Origin of the sequence: Niallia sp. FSL W8-1348, assembly GCF_038006745.1 — a bacterium.
GTDB lineage: Bacteria > Bacillota > Bacilli > Bacillales > Cytobacillaceae > Niallia > Niallia alba.
This window is the reverse complement of record NZ_JBBOVV010000002.1, coordinates 522447-543695: the sequence shown is the minus strand read 5'-3', so window position 1 is coordinate 543695 and position 21249 is coordinate 522447. Positions and strand designations below refer to the sequence as shown.

Genomic DNA, 21249 nt, shown 5'->3' with positions numbered 1-21249 from the left:
ATAGAAAAAGTCCTTTATAATGGATAAGTCAGGTGGTAACCCGTCCAAATCCACTAAAAAAGGACCAATCTCATGGACAAGATTACACGAAAAACTTCATTTGGACAATGGTTTTCGCCAATTAATCTTCAATTATTTGAAGAACAGGTGAAAACATTGAAATTAGATTGCTATACGAAAAAGTTAACGACAGAATCATTCCTAAAACTATTACTTTTTGCACAATTAGAAGAAGTTGAAAGTCTTCATGCGTTAAGTGATTGCCTTTTTGATGATCATCTTCAAAAGGAAATCGACCTTGATTCTATAAGCATTTCTCAGCTCTCGCGCCGTTTAAATGGTCTAAATCCAGATTTGTTTCAAAGACTTTTCCTTGATTTAGTCGGACAAATTCACGCCAAAACACACTACACAAAACTTGTCATGCCGTTAAAAATTATTGATTCAAGTACTTTGCCACTAAATTTGACCAATCATAAATGGGCGAAGTTCCGCAAAACTAAGGCAGGCGTAAAGTTACACTTACGCCTTGTATTTATGGAAAAGGGAGAATCCTATCCCGAAAAAGCCGTGATGACAACGGCAAGCGAACACGATCGTGGTCAACTTGAGATTATGGTTGACGATAAAGAATGCATGTATGTGTTTGACCGAGGTTATCTAGACTACGAGCGTTTTGATCGCATGACCGATGAAGGCTACTTTTTTCTTTCTAGGCTACGAAAAAACGCAGTCGTACGGGAGGTTTATGATTTTAAACTACCCAAGGATTCATCTGTTTTGTCGGATCAAATGGTGTTGATTGGTACAACTCAAAACCGAGCTGAAAACTATTTTCGACTTCTAAAAATAATAGATTCAAAAGGTAATGAACTTCATTTAATCACAAATCGTTTTGACTTAAGCGCCGAAGAAATATCGGAAATGTATAAATCACGATGGGCAATTGAGCTGTTTTTTAAATGGATTAAACAACATCTCAATATCAAGAAATTCTACGGTCAAAGTGAATGGGCGATTCAAAATCAAGTGTTTATCGCACTTATTGTTTTTTGTCTTCATGTTCTGGTACAACTCGAAACAAAAAGTAAGCGGAAAACCTTGCAAATTAGCCGTTATTTAAGGGCAGCATTGTGGAAACCAGCACATGTCTGGCTTCGCAAAATTGAAGGAAAAGCCATCCCTTAATCAACAAATTGTTGTCGTTGCACAGGTCTAATTGTAAATAAATTTCCAAATGGACAGGAGCCGCCTTTAGAAAGGTAATTACTTTTTTGGCTCTAAGTAGAGTAAACAATTAAACTGAAAATTATGACACTATTTACGCAACACTAGTGGTCTAATTTATAAAAAGAATATTTTTGAATTAGTTCCTATTATTTCACTTGAAAAAAAGTCTGTTTTATCAGATAATTTTTTTAAGAAAGCATTATTTTTAAAATGTCACATATATTCTTTAAAAAGGGGGCGATAAGCTTGAAAGAAATCGACGTGATTATTGATACAGAAGAAATAGCAGAGTTTTTCTTTCGTGAGCTATTAAAAAGGGGATTCGTTCCCACTGAAGGTGAAATTGAAGAATTGGCTGACATTACATTTGAATATTTATTGGACAAATGCATTATTGATGAAGAAATTGATGAATAGAAAATAAGAATGGTAAGGAGAAATCCTTGCTATTTTTTTATTGTAAAAATGTCGCAACATAAAGGTGTGTAGAAAATCAAAATTTTTCTTAAACCATCGTGTTAATCAATAGGAATAAACTTCCCACCTGTTTTTATTTCAGATTATCCCACTCTTAAAGGGCGGTAAGCCTTACCTTTAGCTTCGGAGAATGGAGGAAGCGAGGGGGGAAACTCTCCCGTAAAGATCTGATAAGTGCAGCTAACCATCAGTGGGAGATGAAAAATCCCACTGATGGAAGCTTTTGTTACCTTTTTCTTCTAGTTGCAGAATACTCTTTACCATGTGCTTCGTGTTCTGCGATAATAGCCTCTTTTGGAATATGATTATTTTTCTTTGGAGAATTGATTCGATTTCGATGTTTTTTTCCCATAATAATCCCCCTCCAAATCATTTGTTCCATATTAAGATTGTTTTGCCTCAAAGCTAGAGGAAAACTAAATATAGTATAACCCTCTAAAAAAATGTTATCCTAAAATTAAATATGTTTTACAGCATATTAGAATATGATATAGTACAAATAGTGAAGTTTTCATAAGTAGAAAAATTTGGATTTAAATAAGTAATGAAGTATTAATTGGAGGAAATAAATGAGTGTACATATTGGTGCAAAAGAACACGAAATTGCAGAAACAGTCTTACTTCCAGGAGATCCGTTAAGAGCCAAATACATTGCGGAAAATTTCTTGGAAAATGCAACATGCTATAATGAAGTCCGCAATATGTTTGGTTATACTGGAACATATAAAGGGCAAAGAATTAGTGTACAAGGGACAGGCATGGGTGTACCATCTATTTCAATTTATATTAATGAACTAATTAGTAGCTATAATGTTCAAAATTTAATTCGTGTTGGTACTTGCGGTGCTATTCAAAAGGATGTAAAAGTAAGAGATGTAATCCTTGCTATGAGTGCATCAACTGATTCCCAAATGAATCGATTAACATTCGGCGGTGTTGATTATGCGCCAACAGCTGATTTTGAATTATTAAAAAGAGCGTATGATAGCGGACTTGAAAAAGGACTATCCTTAAAAGTAGGAAATGTCTTTACAGCGGATATGTTTTATAATGATAATTCGGAGTTAGAAAAGTGGGCTAAATACCAAATTCTAGCGATAGAAATGGAAACAGCAGCACTTTATACAATCGCTGCTAAATTCGATCGTAAAGCACTATCTGTTTTAACAGTAAGCGATCATATTTTAACAGGCGAAGAAACAACTGCACAGGAAAGACAAACAACATTTAACGAGATGATAGAAGTGGCTTTAGAAGCGGCAATTAAATAATTGTTAACAGATAAAGGTATGCTTTTTGCATACCTTTATCAAATCATGTGCAAGAAGAAAATTTAACGATATGTAAGGTGAATTAAATGAAAAAATCAGTAGCAATCTCTTCTCTAGCATTAGCATTAGCTATGTTAACGGGATGTGAAAGAGTAGATTTAACATCAATAAAAGAGAAAATTTCTTTTTGGGACAAGAAAGCAGATGAGCAAGATAGTGAAACATCAGTTAACACAGAAGACCAGGGGAAGGAAGAGGAGCAAAATACTTCCGAAGATGTGCCAGAGGAAGAAGAGTATCCTTGGACATTAGAATCTGTCTTTTTTAATGAAATTAAAGTAGTAGATGGAAGAAATATTATTCAAAACCCAACAAATATTGTATCTCTTGTCAATAAAGAATTCGGTTTGCCAGATGGATATACACCAGAAGATTTAGTACGGCCAAATGTAGAATTTTCTTTTGGTAATCAGGATATTGAAAAGAGCTATATGAGGCAAGAAGCAGCTAAGGCATTGGAAGAAATGTTTAATGGTGCAAAGAAAAGCGGCGTAACGCTTTATGCAGTTTCAGGATATCGCTCCTTTGATCGCCAGACAGAACTATTTGGAGCAGAAGTAGATCGTGTTGGAGAAGAGAAGGCTGTGCAGGCAGTTGCATATCCTGGTAATAGTGAACATCAAACAGGTCTTGCCATGGATATATCCAGTCAAAGTGCTGAGTTCCTTCTAACGGAAGAATTCGGAGAGACAAAAGAAGGTAAATGGTTAAAGGAAAATGCTCATCTATATGGCTTTATACTCCGTTATCCTAAGGGAAAAGAAAACATTACACAGTATAAATTTGAACCATGGCATTTTCGATATGTTGGGAAAAAATCTGCAAAAGATATTTTTGAAAATGACTGGACGCTAGAAGAATACTTTAAGGTTGTTCGAAAAATATAAAAAGTAAGCAGGAAAGAAATATATATTTCCTTTCTGCTTTATCCCACTCTTAACGGACAGTAAGACTCTCCCCCTCTTTTTTTATGAGAATACGAGGAAGATAGGTGGGAGATCAACTGTCCGTAAAGGTACGATTGGTATCAGTGGGGGATGAGGGGAAAACCCCCACTGATGGAAGTTTCACTTTATTAAAATGGAGCTTCCTTACATTTGATTAAATAAAATTAAACATGGTATTCTATCTTTATACATAATTTATAACTCTCTTGTTAACGAAAGTGGTGAAACATTTGGATAACGAACAAAATAATACGGAAAAGGAAATAGAACAAGAACAGGAAAATGAACAAGGGTATTTTAAAATAAAAAAGTTTTATTTTGTAATGCTTTTATTTGTAGTTGTAATTGCAGCTGCTGGAATTACGACGATTGCCTTTTCCTTTGGGGATGAGCCTGCTGTAACAGTAAACAATCAAAGAGATGAATTTAATAAATTATATACTGCCTATGACACATTAATGGACAGCTACTATAAAGATTTAAGTTCAGACGATCTCGTTAATGGAGCTATTGATGGTATGTTTACAGCTTTGGATGATCCTTATTCAGATTATATGAATGAAGAAGAAGCAGCAAGCTTTCAACAAAGTATTTCCTCCTCTTTTGAAGGGATAGGAGCTGAAATACAACAGTTAAATGATAGTATAGTTGTAGTATCTCCTATTAAAGGTTCTCCAGCTGAAAAAGCAGGGATTAAGCCGAATGATAAAATTCTTACGGTGGATGGAAAGTCTCTTCAAGGAATGAGCTCATCAGAAGCAGTTCTATTAATCCGCGGTGAAAAGGGAACAAAAGTAGAATTGGAAATTGAACGATCAGGTGCAAGTGAACCATTAAAAATCACGATTACAAGAGATACAATTCCAATTGAGACGGTTTATGGGGAAATGGATAAAGATAAAATTGCTAAAATCCAGATTACCAGCTTCTCGGAGCATACTGCATCGGAGCTAGTTGACATTTTAAATAAATATCAAGAAGATGGTATGAAAGGAATTGTCCTTGATTTAAGGCATAATCCTGGAGGTCTTTTAGAAGAAGTCAAAAAAATTGCAGGGCTTTTTGTTCCAGATGGGGAAGTTATCTATCAAATTGAACATAAAAACGGTACAGTCGAAAAAGTTACTTCACAAAATAGTAGTAATATGGATATTCCACTTGTCGTTCTAATTGATGGAGGTAGCGCAAGCGCTTCTGAAATTTTAGCAGGTGCTGTAAATCAATCTGCTGATGTACCATTAGTTGGAGTGAAATCATTTGGAAAAGGAACAGTACAGCAAGCGAAAAGCTTTACAGATGGTAGCAATATCAAGTTTACGGTTGATAAATGGTTAACACCGAATGGTAGCTGGATCCATGAAAAAGGAATTGAGCCAACACATAAAGTAGAGCTTCCAAGCTATGCAAGTCTTACAATGATTAACCCAGAAAGCAAATTAAAAATAGGCAGTAATTCAGAGGAAGTCAAAATCGCACAAGAAATGTTAAAAGCTTTAGGCTATGACATAGACAATACGAATGGCTACTTTGATGAAAGCACAGAAAATGTTACGAAAGAGTTTCAAAAGAAAGAAAAATTAAAGGAAGATGGAGTTATTACGGGTGAGACAACCACCGAATTAATGAATAAACTCCGTGAAAAAATTCAAAAATCAGATACACAAATGAAAAAGGCAGTAGAAGTATTAAAAGAGGAAATGAAAAAATAAGGGTTAAATTAAACCAGAAAAGGGTGACACATTATTGTCATCCTCTTTTTCTTTCTTATAAAAATAATAAAAGGAAGTTTATAAAATGAAACAGACAGATATATATGTACTTTCTGGATTTTTAGGAAGTGGAAAGACGACATTGTTAAAAGAAATACTTAAAAAAGAGAAAGCGCTTGGTCGCAAAGTAGCTGTCTTGATGAATGAATTAGGAAAAATCTCCATTGATTCCAATGAAATCGATGGAGATATTCCGTTAAAAGAATTACTTGGAGGATGTGTGTGCTGCACAATCCAAGATGAAGTCGAAGCGCAAATTCAGACATTATTGGTGCAAGAAAAACCTGATGTTATTTATTTTGAAACAACTGGAGCTGCACATCCAGTAGAAACAATAGATGGTATCCTATCTCCAATTTTTGCAGATCAGCTTCGATTCAAAGGGATAATAACAGTGATAAATGGAAGACAATGGCTTGAACGATCTACATTAAGTGCCCCAATTCAGCAACTTATTATGGAACAAGCTAGACATGCAAGTTTAATAATCGTTAATAAAGAAGACCAATTAACAGAAGCAGAAAAAGCAAAAATTACGTTTGAACTGCAATCGATTTGCTCACATGCATTTACCGTGTTAACAACTTATTCTAAATTCCCTTTTGAAAAATTACTGGAAATGGAAAGTCACATATATAGTGGCATTACCAAGACATCGGTTCATGCCTTACATTTAAGTACGTTTGTATATACCTTTAAAAAGAGTATTGCAGCAGATCAATTTGAATTCTTTTTAAGAGAGCTTCCTAATACAATTTACCGTATTAAGGGCTATGTTAAATTTCATCAAGCCAAATATCCAGATTTGTTTCAGTACTCATACGGAATGCCTTTATTTATGCAAGAGGAAATGAATATGCCATTAAATATGGTGTTTATTGGTGAAAATATCGATTGGAAAAAAGTAGAGAATGAATTGAACCTCTTATAAGATTTAGGATATATAGTAGATAGTACAAGCAAATGACCGATAGTGTCATTAATTGGTAATTATTAGTGATGCGAAGTGCACGAGAGTACAGAGGAGAAAATGGGGCAAACTTTCATTATTGAAAAATTATAATGAAGGTGGTTCTCAGTGTATAAAAAAATTCTACTTTTTCTATTTTGTAGTACTTTCATAACTTCCGCTCATATAGTGAAAGCAACAGGAGAAAATACTTCCTCACCAATTAGTTTTGACATTCAGTTATTGTCATGGGATATGATTAATGAATGGCTTCCTAGATACAGCAAGTTTACAATTATGGACATTGAAACAGGTAAGCAGTTCAACGTTCAGCGAAGAGCAGGAAGCCAGCATGCAGACGTACAGCCGCTTACTACAGAAGATACAAAGATAATGAAGGATATTTATGAGGGTAAGTGGAGCTGGCGTCGGAGAGCGGTCCTCATCATGGTAGAGGATCAATGGTATGCTGCATCCATGCATGGAATGCCACATGGTGCAGGTGCTTTGGCAAATAATTTTCCTGGTCATTTTTGTGTTCACTTTTTAGGAAGCACAACTCATAAAACAGATAAGATGGATTTTTCCCATAAATTAATGGTTTATAAAGCAGCAGGGCAATTAACGGAGTATTTAGAGCAATTGAATCCCAATGATGTAGCTACAGCATTTATTGCTGGCATAAAAGAGCAGGATACAACGATACTACAATCTATTTCAACGAAGCAAGATTGGTCTTCTGAACTAACGATGATAGAGAATATAAAAATGATGGACATGAAAGAGTTAGAGCACGAAGATTATGAGCAAGAGTTGCAAGTGAACCTTTCAATCGATTGCAATGTGTATGTGAAAAACGAAAAATCTAGAAGAGTAAGAAAAGAGCTATTACTGATTAGGAGTTCACCGTTAGAAGGATGGAAGGTAATTGTTGAGAAACCTCTGTTAGAATAGTTGTCCAAATAAAAGACATCCCGTACTTTTTATTATAAGAAGACGGGATGCTTTTTTAATAGGTTTAGGAATGAAAAGAAATTATCCCTTCATTTCCCCAAATTTAATAAATGTTTTTTCCTCTTCAACCAATCCACATGCAGCGCATTGAATGCGATAATCAGGACCAGAATATCCCATATGAAATGGGGATAAATTCTCGGATGTGTATTCCTCTACAACAGTACCGGTTTGCGGATCTAACTTAACCGATTGAGGGACTTGCTGAATAATATTAAAGCGACTGCGATTCGTTTTGCAATTGGGGCAGCAATACGGTGTATTCATATCATTACTCCATTCTTTATAGATATTAATCCTTTTTATTTTTCCAACTATGCCGTTTTTTATGCAATTTTCCTGTTTAGTGACTTGTAATAAACACTACATTTTTGTAAACCTTTTGTCTTTAATGTTATTTTGGAGCTGGTCAAAAAAATATGTCAACTATTTTTTTTTGACCAAAATACGGAGGATGAAGAAAAAAAATCAATTATTGTTTTTTTTATCCATCTTTATTTATAACCAAATAAACAACAGATATTTGTTGATCTACCTATTAATCTATTCTATTTTCTTTTTATCTATTAATTTATTCCGCAACATTATTTTTCATCTGTATTTTTTATCCAAAATTATGACAAAAATCGTATGATATGATGTTGTTGTAAGTCGAAAACAACAAAATCTATTAATTTTTCGATTTGGATAACCAAGGAGGAAATAACCGATGAAAAAGAAAAATGTAATTTTTTCAGTAGCAGCAGCATCAACATTAATGCTGGCAACACCGCTTGCAAATAAAGCAGAAGCAGCATCTATTCAACCTCAAGAAGCAAAAATAATCTATCAATCTAATAATTTATCAGAAGAGCAACTAAATAAAATCCTTAACAATATTTCTACTAATTATCAAGTAGATATAGATAAAGTATGGAACGATCTAAAAGTTGCAAAACAACAGACGCACAATAAACAAAAGGAAGTAGAAAATCGTCCGCTAGAACAAAAAGACACTACAAATAAACAAAGTAAATCAAATCCTAAAAAGACTACTTCACAAAATAATGCAACAACCGATTCGGCTAAAGACAGTTCTGCAAAAACAGCAACATCAGTAAGTGCTTATGAAAAACAAGTAGTAGAATTAACAAACAAAGAAAGAGCTAAAAATGGCTTACCTGCGCTTACATTAGATACTGGATTAAGCAAAGTGGCAAAAGCGAAGTCACAAGATATGAGTGCAAATAATTATTTTGCTCATACAAGTCCAACATATGGAAGCCCATTCGATATGATGAAGCAATTTGGTATATCGTATAAAGCTGCAGGAGAAAATATTGCTAAAGGTCAAAAAACGCCAGAAGAAGTAGTGAAAGCATGGATGAATAGTGAAGGCCATCGTGCCAATATCTTAAGCAATAAATTTACACATATTGGTGTTGGATATGTAGAAAACGGAAACTACTGGACACAACAATTTATCGGAAAATAAACTTCGATTTTAGTTTTACAAAAAGATTAGATAAAATACAGCTTCTCAGAAATTTATTTTTGATGAAGCTGTATTTTTTTTAAACTAGAATAGGTCTAAAGTTTTATTTATCCCACTCTTAACGGACAGTAAGACTTCCCCCACTGATGGAAGTTTCACTTTATCAAAAAAATTAAAATTATAGAAATATAAGCTTCTGTTAATCAAAATAGTGGTTTTTTTGTCGATAAATTTATATAATGATTTTTCCTGAATATCTACTTTTAGAAAAAGCACACTAATTAATAGAGATATCAGAGAAGAATTTATTGTATAGGAGAAATTACAAGTGGAAATTAGACAAGGACATATAGATGATTTGCCAGTAATTATGGAAATCGTACAAAAAGCTTTAGTTATCATGCAAGGAGAAGGAAATGATCAATGGTCACATAAATATCCAAATGAAACTAGCTTCAAAGTAGATATTGAAAATAATAATCTTTTTGTTGCCATAATAGATGATAAAGTGGTTGGTTCCATTACGATCGATCAAATTGGCGGTAAAAACTATGAGGAAATAGAGTGGACCTATACCAATAAGGAATATATGGTTATTCATCGATTAGTTGTGGACCCTGATATCCGTGGAGGTGGAATTGCCAGTAACTTATTAGCTTTTGCTGAGGTTTATGCCATTGAACAAGATATATTCTATTTAAAGACGGATACATACTCATTAAATGATAAAGCACAAAGTTTATTTGTGAAAAATGGATATAATAAAGTTGGCGCAACTTATTTTGAAGGAAAAGACAAGCCATTTTATTGCTATGATAAACTATTTCTATGATATCAGTTTTAAGCTAAATAAGTGCAAGAAGGGAGAGGGAATCATTATATTCCCTCCTTTTTCATTTCTTTCTGTGGAAAAGAAAGCTGCAAAATCCCATTCTCATATTTCTTCTTAATATCCTTTTCCTTTATATCCGCAGGGATTTTAATATTTTTGGCAAAATGTTTGTTCTGTCGTTCTTTTAAAAGGTAGGCACAATTAGGAATAAATGTTTGATAATAGCCCTCTATGTGTAGAACTTGGTTATTTAAGTGAATGGATAACTGATTCACATTCATTCCTGGTAATTCTATTTCGATAAAATAATGGGATTTATTTAAATAATAATCACATGCGGGAAAGGCATCACTGTTTTTAATAGATGTAGATTCATGTGTGATCCAATCTTTGTTGGTTGACCCAAACATTTCTTTCCAATAGTCTTCCTTATGGCTATTCTCAGAAAATTGATAGATTTTTTTTAAGTTATCAAAACTCATGAAAATCTCCTCTTCTTGTTAATTCATTTCTGTCACATCAATCTCAGAATATTGAATATCAATATTCTTTTGAATCCTTATTTCTAAAATATCATCCTTATACAGTGCAACAGAGCCTTTTTTTCGTACAATCGCTGGCAGGGTAATGGTATGTTTATCTTCAAAGGAAGGAATATGTTGAATGATTAATTGATTGGATGTATAAAAAATTTTAAGATGCTCTAACCAGTTGCTATCTAAAATAGGGATTCTTACATAAACATGATGATGGGTTTCAAAAACAACATAGTTAAATTTTTCGGAATGATTAATGTTATCGTTACGAAAATTTTCTCCTTTAGAAAAACTCTGGAACATTTTATCTGGTTCCATTTTTTGGAGAGAATCAGGCATTAGTTTATCCATCATTTGCTGCACATACTTTTGAATATCCTGTGGATTCATTTGATCCATTCTATTTTTTGCATCTTTATTAAAAGGGAATAAATTCCAAGGGAACATTGGAAATTCATCCTTTCTCACTTTACAAATATATGCTTATTTTTCATTGTATTCATGGATGCAAAAAGTGTGTATTTGCCTAATTTGATTTGCAACAGAGGTCAATCGATTTAGAAATGTATACTTAAAGATAAGGTGAATCATATGTTATCAAAAATATAAGTGATTTCAAAGGAGCCAATGAAAAAACTGCGCTACAGAGGCGCAGTTTTTTAAGAGTGAATTTGTTTATAATTAAACTTTTTCTTTTGAATTTGAACTAAACGACTTGTTAAGAATATGGCGCCGGTTGCAAGACCAACGATAAGTCCGATCCAATAACCGAATGGCCCTAAGTTTGTATAGGTAGCAAAAAGATATCCGCTCGGTAGACCAATCACCCAATAGGAGATAAAGCTCATCAAGAGAGTCACATTTACATCTTTATATCCTCGTAACGCTCCTTGAATCGGTGCTTGGATGGCATCTGAAAGTTGAAAGAAAATCGCATAAATTAGAAAATGAGCTGTTAAGTGGAGTACTTCCCAGTCTTTTGTATAAATTTCTGCAATGTCTGTTCGGAACGTTAAAAGAATGATCCCACTTATAATAGCAATTATAACAGCGAGTACGACGCCTAACCAACTATAAATTTTTGCATCCTTCATGCGTCTGGCTCCCACTTCATAACCGACAATAATGGTTAACGCAGTTGAGATGCTTAAGGGAACCATATATAAGAGAGAAGCAAAGTTAATGGCTGACTGATGTGCTGCAATTGTATTCGTATCGTAACTACTCATTAGAATAGTTACAGCACTAAATATACTTGTTTCAAAGAATACAGAAAAGCCAATCGGAATCCCGATCGTTAATATCTCTTTCCATTTTAACCAAGACATTCTCGAGAAATGAGCAAATAACTGAAAGGAGCTAAAAGGCTGTTTTTTATGAACAATATAGACAGCCATAAAGAACATAAACCAATAGGTTAGACTAGTTGCGTATCCAGTACCTACACCACCTAGTTCAGGGAAAATCCAAATTCCATTGATAAGTGCATAATTTAAGACAATATTAATTGGTATTGCTATTAAAGTGATAAACATAGTTATTTGGGTTTGGCCAAGTGAATCGATAAAGGAACGAAGAACAAAGTATAAGAAAATGGGAATAATTCCAGTGCTTAGTGCAACTAAGTAATGGTAAGTAACTTCATATACATCCTTTTCTAATCCAATGCTAGTTAAAACAGGATCTAAGAAGAAATAACCAATAATTAATAGGCAGACAGCCATACTAAAGGAAAGATATGCTGCCTGGATAACAGAAAAACGTACACCTTTGTGTTCGTTTTTTCCCATTAATTGCGAAACAATGGGAGGCAAAGCGAGTAGTATGCCACTAAGTCCTGTATAGATAGGTGTCCATAAGGAGCTTCCTACTGCTACTCCAGCTAAGTCAACGGGACTATAATGCCCTGACATTGTCGTATCAAAAAAGCTTAATGCAAAAATACCAACCTGTGTAACAAGAATAGGCAATAAAATAATAATCATTTGAGATAACTTTTGTTTTATTGAATAAGTTTGTTTCATCTGCTTGTCCTCTTTCTTTACAATAACGTTTCGTATTATATCATAGAAAAGGGGTATGAAGGAGAAGGAAAAATGGAAACTTCAAAATTGTTTGTGAAAAAAAGAGTGGTTTTGTAAGAATAGTTATTCATAATTGCTTGCAAAATTAAATTGCCCCCCTTATGATGTTTATAAATATTATTGGAAATGGATGAGGAATAATGTCTTCAGAACAATTAGAATTAGATAGAGCAGCCATAGTTTTAAAGCTTTTAGGTGATAAGACGCGTTTATCAATGGTAGGTATGCTAATGATTCATGACTGCTGTGTGTGTGAATTTGTCGATGTGATTAACATGTCTCAACCTGCTATTAGTCAACATTTAAGAAAATTAAAAGATGCTGGAGTGGTTAAAGAACAACGTAAAGGTCAATGGGTAATCTATTCCTTAGACCAACAAAACAAATATTTTTCAATGGTGAGTGACATACTAAAATACATTCCTAATCAAGAAGAAAAATTCATTTGGTTAGAAAAACAGGGGTTAAGAATATCCTGTGAGTAACAGTTGATAAATATAAATGAATTGATATGTTGTCTTTTTATAGATAACATATAAGTATATAATTATATGTTAAAATACGTTATGCATATTCTAATGAAATTTGATGTAACTTATGGAGGTTGACAGATTTTGCTACAAACCATTTTGGCAATCATTATCTTTTTATTAACATTAACTTTGGTTATTTGGCAGCCGAAAAATCTTTCAATAGGCTGGTCTGCTTGTGGGGGGGCGATATTAGCGTTACTTATTGGTGTAGTGGATTTTAATGATGTAGTGGATGTAATAGGAATTGTTTGGAATGCTACACTTGCATTTATTGCTATTATTATTATTTCGCTGGTTCTAGACGAAATTGGATTTTTTGAATGGGCAGCATTACATATGGCTCGCGTTGCTAAGGGAAACGGAGTCAAAATGTTTATTTATGTTTCTATATTAGGTGCAATAGTTGCGGCGCTATTTGCTAATGATGGGGCGGCACTTATTTTAACACCAATTGTATTAGCGATGGTACGAGCATTAAAGCTAGATGAAAAAATGGTTTTTCCATTTATTATCGCAAGTGGATTTATTGCTGATACAACTTCTTTACCTTTAGTAGTTAGTAATCTTGTTAATATTGTTTCTGCTGATTTCTTTGGAATTAGATTTGTTGAATATGCGACTAGAATGATTATTCCAAATCTCTTTTCCTTGGCAGCAAGCATTCTTGTCCTATACCTTTATTTTCGTAAGAGCCTTCCAAAGGTATATGAATTAAACCACTTAAAGGCTCCAATTGAAGCAATTAAAGACCCAAAAATGTTTCGTATTTCGTGGTTAATTTTAGCATTTCTTCTTACTGGGTATGTAGGTAGTGAATTTCTTGCTATTCCGGTATCGTTTATTGTAGGTATCATTGCTATTGTTTTTCTTGTTTTTGCCAGAAGAAGTGCTGCAGTATCGATTAAAGATGTAATGAAAGGAGCACCGTGGTCAATCGTATTCTTTTCAATAGGAATGTATGTGGTTATTTATGGACTTCGCAATGTTGGATTAACAAACCTGCTTTCTACAGTAATTCAGGCAGCGGCAGATCAGGGCCTTTTTATTGCGACCCTAGGAATGGGATTTATGGCTGCTATTATATCTTCGATTATGAACAATATGCCCACTGTTCTGATTGATGCATTAGCAATAGCTGATACAAATGCAACAGGAGTTATTAAGGAAGGTTTAATTTATGCCAATGTAATTGGCTCTGATTTAGGACCAAAGATTACACCAATTGGCTCATTAGCTACTTTACTATGGCTTCATGTTTTGTCACAAAAAGGGGTTAAAATTTCATGGGGAACTTATTTTAAAACAGGTATCATCCTAACAATTCCTACCCTTTTTATTACGTTAATCGGTTTATATTTATGGCTTTCTTTTCTTTCGTAGTTGGCCTGTTATGAATATTAAATAGGTTGTTTGCCAAAGATAGGTGCTTCTTTAGTAAGAAAAAATAAATTTTTGTAATAGGAGGATTGACATGAAAATAATTATTATAGGATCAGTAGCAGCTGGAACATCAGTAGCAGCAAAAGCGCGTAGGAATGATGAAAATGCGAAGATCACCCTTTATAATGCTGATTATGATATTTCTTATTCTGCTTGTGGAATCCCATATTTCTTAGGAGGAGAAGTAGAGGACATAGAAACATTGATACCGAGAAGTCCAGCTTGGTTTAAAAAGCGGTACAATGTCGATGTTTTTGTCCGATACGAAGTCACGAAAATAGATACAACTCAGAAAAAAGTTCAAGTGAAGAATTTGGAAACAAATGAAACTATAGAGGATGTATATGATGTTTTAGTTTTCGCTACGGGAGCTTCACCAATAACTCCAGCTATCCCTGGAATTGAAAGTAAGCAAGTTTTTCAGGTTCGTACCATTCAAAATACAGTAGCGATTAATCAATTTATTACAGAACAGCAACCCAAGAAGGCTACAATTATCGGGGCGGGGTATATTGGTTTAGAAATGGCAGAACAGCTAACCCGTAGAGGATTAGAAGTAACATTAGTACAACGGAGTAATCAAGTTTTGACACATATGGATAAAGATATTGCTTCACGTGTACAGGAACACTTAATTAAAAACGGGGTTAATCTGCTATTAAACGAGGAAGTTACAACGATAAGCAAAAAGGAAATACAAACAAAATCAGGGAAAACAATGGAAACAGATCTTGTTATCCTTGCTACAGGTGTTCGTCCTAATGTGAAATTAGCAAAAGCTATTGGTGTAATGGTCGGTGATTCAGGGGCGATAGTCGTTAATAACAAGATGCAAACAAACTTACCAGACATATATGCTGTAGGAGACGTTGCTGAGAGTTATTCGTTAATAACAGGGAAACCACTGTATCGCCCATTAGGTAGTACCGCAAATAAAATGGGGAGAATAGCTGGTGATGTGATAACAGGTGGTTCATTAGAGCATAGAGGGATTTTAGGAACTGGAATCCTTCGAGTTTTTGACTTAGCAGTTGGACAAACTGGAATGAACGAAACAGAAGCATTGAAAGAAGGATATGATATTGAAATACTCCATAATATAAAGCCAGCTAGAGCAGAGTATCTTGGGGGCAAGGAGTTAGTCATAAAGGCAATTGCTGATAGGGAAACAGGTAGAATATTAGGAGTGCAAATAGTTGGGGAAGATGGGGTAGATAAAAGAATCGATGTGTTTGTAACAGCAATTACTTTTAAAGCAAAAGCAGAAGATTTATTTCATCTCGATCTTGCGTATGCTCCCCCATTTAGCACAACGAAAGATCCAGTTATGTACACTGGAATGGCCTTGCAGAATGCGATTGAAAAGAAAAATAAATTAATCACACCTAAAGCTTTAACGGAAAGAATCCATAACAAAGAATCCATTCAAGTTATTGATACACGTGGTGCCAAACAATTTAATGTTTCATGTGTCGACAATGCGATTAACATACCACTAGTGGATTTGCGTAAGAATTTAACCAAACTCGCCCCCAACTTGCCGACAGTAATCTATTGTAATAGTGGAGTAACGGGAAATGCTGCACAGAATGTATTGCGGAATCTAGGATTCACCGAACTTTATAATCTATCCGGTGGAAATAAAAATTATCAATACTACAAGAAGAATCAATAATTTAAATAAAATAAGATCAGTTGATAGGCGAATGGACTATCACTGATCTTTAGTAGATTATGGGAATAAGCTTACGCCTCTCTGCAATCATTTGTCGTCTCTTCTGCATTTTGACGTAGAGTATATAGAGTAAATAAATCTTTAGGAATTTCAAATAATTGATATGGAATGCCAGAACCATTTAATGTTTGCAAAAGATTGCTTCTCGTTTCATTAGCGGAAATCACATAAGGAAGCTTTTCAGCTGCTTTTAGTGAACGGATATTATTGCTTCGAATCCGCATTAGTATACTTTCAATAGTAAGATCGAAGAATGCTTCTGAGAAAAATAGATCTTTTGCTATTTGATTGTATCCTTTTCCGTGATATGGTTTCCCCAACCAAGTTCCGAGAAAGCCGATATTTTCGTTAATATCATAGAGATTAATCGTACCAATCGGATTGTGCCATTCATCTAAAATGGTTCTTGAAATGAGTTCTCCTCTTTCTTCCGCTTCTATTGTTTGTTTCGTTAGAAAAAGATATTCTTCATAAGAATTAGCTTTTTGACGCACGAAAGGGAAGACATCTGGATGCGTCATTAAAGGATACAATGCTTGACATTCCTCAAGGTCTCTTTTCTTTAACACAATAATCCCTCCATTATGAGGGCAGAACTTACTCATGAAAAAAGAAAAGCCCACCCTCGAAATTTTTAATCCATTTGAAAAAAAATTTCGGGGTGGGAATCGAACCCACTAGAACCAAAGCGGTGGCGCACCATTTGCCTTCCCATCTTTAATTATTATCGCATGATAACAAATTACTTTTCTATATCATACAAAATTTCAGCGAAATTGAAAATAGGAAAATACAAACAAAATGTAAATAATTAATGAACAATTATTAAGATAGAATTTACGATTCTTAATATGATAATAGGGAACATATTTTATCCCACTTTTAACGGGGAGTAAGTTTTCATTATCGGACAAATATTATCTAAAAATGAAACCTTTAATGAGAACAATCGTATATAATAACATAGCAATCATTAATTTTAGTTGGAGGTAACTTTCATGGATTTCAATAAAGATAAATCATCAAATGATGATAGAATTTTTGCAATGTTGATTTATGTATCTAGTTTTTTTACAACTTTTATCGGACCATTAATCATATGGCTCGTTAAAAAAGACTCTCCATTTGTTGATTATCATGGGAAGGCATATTTTAATTTTTTAATTTCCTATGCAATCTATTCCTTTGTTGCATGGATTCTTATATTTGTTTTAATAGGGTTTATTATTTTACCTATTATCGGAATAATGGCGTTTGTATTTACGATTATCGCCGCAGTAAAGTCTTATGAAGGACAGGACTATCATATTCCGTTAACTATTCGTTTTATTAAATAATTCATTTTGTAAAGCGCATTTTCATGATGGCAGCATATTCCCTAAAGTACAGCACTAACTTTACCGATTTTGGTGTTTTTGCGGCTAGGGGGTATGCTGTTATTTTTAGTTCTTTCGCTATTTCTAGCGCTCTGAACAAATGGAAATCATTACTCACAATAACTGCTTCGTTAATGGAAAAAAGCGTTTTTGTGTATTGTAAGTTCTCGTAAGTACTAGTTGATTTATCTTCTACAAGAATTCTTTCTTTAGGTACCCCCTGTTCGATAAAAAAATTCAGTAAAGCAGCTGCTTCTGTCATTTCTTTCCCGTTCTCTTTTCCACCAGTAACAATAATGGTTGAAGATTGGTTTTTCTCCCAATAATCAAATGCGGTTTCTGCACGATATGGAAGCGCTTTAGAAAGCTGGTCGCCATTTACCTTTTCTCCTAAAACAATTATATAAGAAACGTTTTTTGGCGGTTTAATGGAAGCTGTCTGTTTTATTTTCATATAAGTATATGAGACGTAGATGATAGAAAAAATAATAGAATCGAAAATAAAATGAATATGTTTTTTCTCAAAAAAATCATCTCCAATTAATCATAGATTGGAATAAAATTAATAGAATAGATAGTAAAGATTAAGAAATGAGCCCAAATTCACAATTCTTTCATGTGATAAGAACGGAAACAAAGGAGCTTTCATTATGAATATTGAAAAATATTACAAATATACAGCAATATCAGCCTTAAACGCTAGTTTAATTAGTTGTATTCCTATCTTTCTATTTGTTGGTGTCTTTATAATTAGTCATTCAAGTATCGCTTTTCTCCTTCTTTTGGCACCATTTGGAATATACAGTGTAACATGCTTTAGCCAGTATTATTTACATAAAAGGCGATTTGAAAAGCTGAACAAATTCCTTAACGTTGGCAAAGCAAGATCGATTTTGAAAACAAATACAGTTGTTTTATCCTTTTTACCTGCCCCCTCCTTACGTATGATTGTTTTTGATAGAGATGGACAGGAGATAGGAGAGATTAAAGATGAAAAATTTTCATTAATCCGCTGGTATCTTCCATTTTTATTTGATCATTTTTATACAAAATCATATGGATTTTATAATACGGAGGACGAGCTCCAATATATTTTTACCATAAAAAAAGATCGGATAGAGATTAAAAATAAGAATAAGAAAACAATCAGTAAAATCATAGAGCTTAAAACTGATAAACGATTAGTGAGCAACTTTTTGTATGGAGATAATATGATTAGGATGAAAAAAAGCTTTGGACATATGGAATATCACTTTGAGAAAGAAGATGGACAAACATTAGCGCACTTGAGAAAAGGGTGGATGCCAAAAGAATGGACGAAGCGTTTTATGGATCCTAACCAACCGCTTTTGACAATTGATCATCATGCATCTGATAAAGAAATTATTCATGTTTATGCTTTATTAACGAAAATATTTGCGTATAGCAATCATTAACTTTCGACGAAATCATTATGGTAATAGTTACAAAAAAGTGCTGAAAAAATAGGAAAAAGTGAGTGTTTTCTCCTAAAAAATATTGGCAAAGTAATGGTAATCTGCTATTATAAGTTCTTGTGGCTACCTTATTAAATACAAAAAAAGTCATGTCAATTTTAGGCATCTTTTCTTGTATGGAAAAGGAAGCGGGTAGGGAGAGGGCTATAACTAAATAGGTATATCAGATGAAAACGTTTATTTTTTCGTTTTTTAAGCTAAAGGAAAGTCAAACATCCATAAAAACGGAAGTCCTTGCAGGGGTTATTGGATTTTTTACTGTTGTCTATATCGTGGTAGTAAATTCCTTAATTCTGGCGGAAGCAGGTATCCCTTTAGAAGCAGCGATAGTAGCAACCATTCTTACTTCTGTTGTCGGCTGTTTTTTAATGGGTTTTTATGGGAATGTGCCTGTTTTGCTAGTACCAGGTATGGGAATTAATGCCTTATTTTCTTACACAATTGTAAAATCAATGTCTCTAACTTGGCAGGAAGCTTTGGCAGTTGTATTTGTCTCGGGTATTTTGTTTATGATTGTTGCCTTTACAAAATTGGCAAAAGTTGTGAGCGATTCTATCCCTGTTTCGTTAAAAGAATCAATTACGGTTGGTTTAGGCCTATTTTTAATGTTAATTGGTTTGGAAAAAGGCGGCATTGTAGAAAGAGGATCAAATTCGATTATCGCTTTAGGATCTTTTAGTGATCTACATGTACTAGCAACTGTGCTTACTTTTTTAATAAGTATCATTCTTTTCTTACGAAATGTGAAGGGCAACTTTCTAATTACGATTGTTGTTGGGACGCTAATTGCTTGGATGTTTGGGCTAATTGAAGTAAACAGCGGGAATAGTCAATCGATTCACTTGCAAGAATACAAAACTGTGTTTGGTCATTTGTCTTTTGATAAACTGCTAACGATTCCGTTTTGGATTGCTGTATTTTCTCTAACAATGGTACTTGTTTTTGAAAATATTGGTCTTGTAAATAATCATGTGCAATTTATTAATAGACCTGAACGTTTTTCGAAAGCTTTTCGTGCTAATTCCATTTCTGTATTTCTTTCTAGCTTTTTTGGCACAAGTCCAACTGTAGCGACTGTGGAAAGTTCTGCAAGTATGACCGCAGGTGGAAAAACAGGTTTGACAGCAGTAACGACAGGTGTTTTATTTATTTGTTCTGCATTTTTTATTCCTGTTATTAAATTAATTCCAGACAGTGCTATTGCACCAATCTTAATTATTATTGGGGGATTAATGCTACAAAATATCCGTAATCTGGATCTAAAGGATCTAAGTGAAAGTTTTCCTAGCTTCTTTATTATTGCCATGATTCCGTTTACTTATAGCATAGCTGATGGCATGGCTATTGGGTTTATTCTTTACCCAATTTTAAAAATAGCATTAGGCAAAGCAAAAGAAGTTTCACTTCCTTTGTATTTAATATCCTCATTGTTTTTGATTAATTTTGTGCTCCAATATACACATTAATCAAATAAAAAGACCATCCTTTATTTAAGAACAATCTTTGTTCTTTTTATGTATCGTTCGAGCTTTTTTCGTATAGCTTGTTGTTTTTTCAATCGGAAAAAAGAATTAGTTGGAAAAATGGAGCAGCCGGAATACAAGAAGACGCCACGGGGATTAGCGAGACAGCCTGAGACCCCGGAGTTCAAAGCTGAGGAGGCTTAAGCTTAGCCCCCACTGAGAGCGAAGTGTATTCCGACTGCGGGTAAACGCAACATACTTTACGAAAACAGCCTTTAGAAAAGAGTCTTTCCTAAAACGTCGTAATAAAGGATGGTCTTTATCATTTCTTATCATTTCAACTTAGATACCCCCATAACATACCAAAATAAGACAAATTAAACGAGAAAATTTGCCATCTAACACTCAAGGTTCGACAACCTTCTACTTATAAATTTATTAAAATGACAATAGCTAATGGCGTAATAGATCGGTAGTGTCAAAAGATTTATGAAAACTACCTAAAGGGTTAGTTTCTCTCCTATTTACTGGATGGAGATGCGCCGCAATCGCTCTTGACAAAC

22 protein-coding genes are annotated in these 21249 nt (G+C 33.9%); 15 read left to right on the top strand and 7 right to left on the bottom strand.

The features are described from left to right. The first annotated feature begins 72 nt into the window (after positions 1-72). Together NST60_RS21140 and NST60_RS21135 are read left to right on the top strand one after the other, a co-directional pair. The gene (locus tag NST60_RS21140) at positions 73-1188 is read left to right on the top strand and encodes an IS4 family transposase (protein WP_169188410.1); all 1116 of its coding nucleotides are present in this window, start codon (positions 73-75) and stop codon (positions 1186-1188) included. A 288-nt stretch (positions 1189-1476) separates the two neighbouring features. Further along, entirely contained in the window at positions 1477-1647 is a 171-nt protein-coding gene (locus tag NST60_RS21135) for a YozD family protein (protein ID WP_016203954.1), read from the top strand. 286 nt (positions 1648-1933) lie between these two features. Here NST60_RS21135 and NST60_RS21130 read toward each other — a convergent pair whose 3' ends face one another. Beyond that, positions 1934-2059: a hypothetical protein gene (locus NST60_RS21130; RefSeq protein WP_169188727.1), complete on the bottom strand. Its 126-nt coding sequence runs from the start codon at positions 2057-2059 to the stop codon at positions 1934-1936. 217 nt (positions 2060-2276) lie between these two features. Here NST60_RS21130 and deoD point away from each other — a divergent pair, with 217 nt between their 5' ends. The 5 genes from deoD to NST60_RS21105 all read left to right on the top strand — a co-directional run bounded on the left by deoD (position 2277) and on the right by NST60_RS21105 (position 7657). After that, complete coding sequence (gene deoD, locus NST60_RS21125) at positions 2277-2978, top strand: purine-nucleoside phosphorylase (protein ID WP_016203952.1); 702 nt, start codon at positions 2277-2279, stop codon at positions 2976-2978. Between the two features lie 86 nt (positions 2979-3064). Continuing rightward, a complete protein-coding gene (locus NST60_RS21120) occupies positions 3065-3925 on the top strand; it encodes a M15 family metallopeptidase (RefSeq protein ID WP_101731013.1) in 861 nt (286 codons plus the stop codon). A 290-nt stretch (positions 3926-4215) separates the two neighbouring features. After that, positions 4216-5694 (top strand): lmo1851 family serine protease, encoded by a 1479-nt coding sequence (locus NST60_RS21115; protein WP_302183198.1) that lies wholly within the window; start codon positions 4216-4218, stop codon positions 5692-5694. Between the two features lie 85 nt (positions 5695-5779). Beyond that, positions 5780-6685 (top strand): CobW family GTP-binding protein, encoded by a 906-nt coding sequence (locus NST60_RS21110; RefSeq protein WP_169188725.1) that lies wholly within the window; start codon positions 5780-5782, stop codon positions 6683-6685. A 147-nt stretch (positions 6686-6832) separates the two neighbouring features. Then, the gene (locus NST60_RS21105; protein ID WP_169188724.1) at positions 6833-7657 is read left to right on the top strand and encodes a hypothetical protein; all 825 of its coding nucleotides are present in this window, start codon (positions 6833-6835) and stop codon (positions 7655-7657) included. Positions 7658-7738: 81 nt separating this feature from the next. Here the strand turns inward: NST60_RS21105 and NST60_RS21100 are convergent, their stop codons facing one another. After that, complete coding sequence (locus NST60_RS21100) at positions 7739-7984, bottom strand: hypothetical protein (RefSeq protein ID WP_016203948.1); 246 nt, start codon at positions 7982-7984, stop codon at positions 7739-7741. A 442-nt stretch (positions 7985-8426) separates the two neighbouring features. Between NST60_RS21100 and NST60_RS21095 the strand changes: the two genes are divergently transcribed. Together NST60_RS21095 and NST60_RS21090 are read left to right on the top strand one after the other, a co-directional pair. Continuing rightward, the gene (locus tag NST60_RS21095; RefSeq protein WP_016203947.1) at positions 8427-9191 is read left to right on the top strand and encodes a CAP domain-containing protein; all 765 of its coding nucleotides are present in this window, start codon (positions 8427-8429) and stop codon (positions 9189-9191) included. A 328-nt stretch (positions 9192-9519) separates the two neighbouring features. Then, positions 9520-10023, top strand: a complete 504-nt coding sequence (locus NST60_RS21090; RefSeq protein ID WP_016203946.1) for a GNAT family N-acetyltransferase — start codon at positions 9520-9522, stop codon at positions 10021-10023. A 44-nt stretch (positions 10024-10067) separates the two neighbouring features. Here the strand turns inward: NST60_RS21090 and NST60_RS21085 are convergent, their stop codons facing one another. The 3 genes from NST60_RS21085 to NST60_RS21075 all read right to left on the bottom strand — a co-directional run bounded on the left by NST60_RS21085 (position 10068) and on the right by NST60_RS21075 (position 12583). Then, the gene (locus NST60_RS21085) at positions 10068-10505 is read right to left on the bottom strand and encodes an Hsp20/alpha crystallin family protein (protein WP_101731018.1); all 438 of its coding nucleotides are present in this window, start codon (positions 10503-10505) and stop codon (positions 10068-10070) included. 18 nt (positions 10506-10523) lie between these two features. Next, a complete protein-coding gene (locus tag NST60_RS21080) occupies positions 10524-11006 on the bottom strand; it encodes an Hsp20/alpha crystallin family protein (protein ID WP_016203944.1) in 483 nt (160 codons plus the stop codon). Between the two features lie 212 nt (positions 11007-11218). Then, positions 11219-12583, bottom strand: a complete 1365-nt coding sequence (locus NST60_RS21075) for an MATE family efflux transporter (protein WP_169188723.1) — start codon at positions 12581-12583, stop codon at positions 11219-11221. Between the two features lie 200 nt (positions 12584-12783). Between NST60_RS21075 and NST60_RS21070 the strand changes: the two genes are divergently transcribed. The 3 genes from NST60_RS21070 (at position 12784) to NST60_RS21060 (ending at position 16291) form a co-directional block, all read left to right on the top strand. Continuing rightward, the gene (locus NST60_RS21070; protein WP_169188722.1) at positions 12784-13128 is read left to right on the top strand and encodes an ArsR/SmtB family transcription factor; all 345 of its coding nucleotides are present in this window, start codon (positions 12784-12786) and stop codon (positions 13126-13128) included. A gap of 129 nt (positions 13129-13257) precedes the next feature. Beyond that, positions 13258-14556, top strand: a complete 1299-nt coding sequence (locus NST60_RS21065; RefSeq protein WP_169188721.1) for an arsenic transporter — start codon at positions 13258-13260, stop codon at positions 14554-14556. A 91-nt stretch (positions 14557-14647) separates the two neighbouring features. Then, on the top strand, positions 14648-16291 hold the full coding sequence (locus NST60_RS21060; RefSeq protein ID WP_169188720.1) for an FAD-dependent oxidoreductase: 1644 nt from the start codon (positions 14648-14650) through the stop codon (positions 16289-16291). A 71-nt stretch (positions 16292-16362) separates the two neighbouring features. On the opposite strand, the gene NST60_RS21055 is transcribed toward NST60_RS21060, so the two are convergent. Continuing rightward, complete coding sequence (locus NST60_RS21055; protein ID WP_101731022.1) at positions 16363-16920, bottom strand: GNAT family N-acetyltransferase; 558 nt, start codon at positions 16918-16920, stop codon at positions 16363-16365. A gap of 429 nt (positions 16921-17349) precedes the next feature. On the opposite strand from NST60_RS21055, the gene NST60_RS21050 reads away from it, so the two are divergent. Then, positions 17350-17688, top strand: coding sequence for a DUF4870 domain-containing protein (locus NST60_RS21050; protein ID WP_101731023.1), 339 nt, complete (start codon positions 17350-17352; stop codon positions 17686-17688). Position 17689: 1 nt separating this feature from the next. Here the strand turns inward: NST60_RS21050 and NST60_RS21045 are convergent, their stop codons facing one another. Next, entirely contained in the window at positions 17690-18181 is a 492-nt protein-coding gene (locus NST60_RS21045; RefSeq protein WP_169188719.1) for a YdcF family protein, read from the bottom strand. 196 nt (positions 18182-18377) lie between these two features. Here NST60_RS21045 and NST60_RS21040 point away from each other — a divergent pair, with 196 nt between their 5' ends. Next, positions 18378-19163 (top strand): hypothetical protein, encoded by a 786-nt coding sequence (locus tag NST60_RS21040; RefSeq protein ID WP_169188718.1) that lies wholly within the window; start codon positions 18378-18380, stop codon positions 19161-19163. 227 nt (positions 19164-19390) lie between these two features. Continuing rightward, positions 19391-20689: an NCS2 family permease gene (locus NST60_RS21035; RefSeq protein ID WP_016203935.1), complete on the top strand. Its 1299-nt coding sequence runs from the start codon at positions 19391-19393 to the stop codon at positions 20687-20689. Positions 20690-21249: the final 560 nt, after the last annotated feature.

What these genes read in the sequence shown, in the direction of transcription:
- NST60_RS21140 (WP_169188410.1), top strand. Translation starts at nt 73, where the DNA reads ATGGACAAGATTACACGAAAAACTTCATTTGGACAATGGTTTTCGCCA.
- NST60_RS21130 (WP_169188727.1), bottom strand. Translation starts at nt 2,059, where the DNA reads ATGGGAAAAAAACATCGAAATCGAATCAATTCTCCAAAGAAAAATAAT.
- deoD (WP_016203952.1), top strand. Translation starts at nt 2,277, where the DNA reads ATGAGTGTACATATTGGTGCAAAAGAACACGAAATTGCAGAAACAGTC.
- NST60_RS21120 (WP_101731013.1), top strand. Translation starts at nt 3,065, where the DNA reads ATGAAAAAATCAGTAGCAATCTCTTCTCTAGCATTAGCATTAGCTATG.
- NST60_RS21110 (WP_169188725.1), top strand. Translation starts at nt 5,780, where the DNA reads ATGAAACAGACAGATATATATGTACTTTCTGGATTTTTAGGAAGTGGA.
- NST60_RS21100 (WP_016203948.1), bottom strand. Translation starts at nt 7,984, where the DNA reads ATGAATACACCGTATTGCTGCCCCAATTGCAAAACGAATCGCAGTCGC.
- NST60_RS21095 (WP_016203947.1), top strand. Translation starts at nt 8,427, where the DNA reads ATGAAAAAGAAAAATGTAATTTTTTCAGTAGCAGCAGCATCAACATTA.
- NST60_RS21085 (WP_101731018.1), bottom strand. Translation starts at nt 10,505, where the DNA reads ATGAGTTTTGATAACTTAAAAAAAATCTATCAATTTTCTGAGAATAGC.
- NST60_RS21080 (WP_016203944.1), bottom strand. Translation starts at nt 11,006, where the DNA reads ATGTTCCCTTGGAATTTATTCCCTTTTAATAAAGATGCAAAAAATAGA.
- NST60_RS21075 (WP_169188723.1), bottom strand. Translation starts at nt 12,583, where the DNA reads ATGAAACAAACTTATTCAATAAAACAAAAGTTATCTCAAATGATTATT.
- NST60_RS21070 (WP_169188722.1), top strand. Translation starts at nt 12,784, where the DNA reads ATGTCTTCAGAACAATTAGAATTAGATAGAGCAGCCATAGTTTTAAAG.
- NST60_RS21060 (WP_169188720.1), top strand. Translation starts at nt 14,648, where the DNA reads ATGAAAATAATTATTATAGGATCAGTAGCAGCTGGAACATCAGTAGCA.
- NST60_RS21050 (WP_101731023.1), top strand. Translation starts at nt 17,350, where the DNA reads ATGGATTTCAATAAAGATAAATCATCAAATGATGATAGAATTTTTGCA.
- NST60_RS21045 (WP_169188719.1), bottom strand. Translation starts at nt 18,181, where the DNA reads ATGAAAATAAAACAGACAGCTTCCATTAAACCGCCAAAAAACGTTTCT.
- NST60_RS21040 (WP_169188718.1), top strand. Translation starts at nt 18,378, where the DNA reads ATGAATATTGAAAAATATTACAAATATACAGCAATATCAGCCTTAAAC.
- NST60_RS21035 (WP_016203935.1), top strand. Translation starts at nt 19,391, where the DNA reads ATGAAAACGTTTATTTTTTCGTTTTTTAAGCTAAAGGAAAGTCAAACA.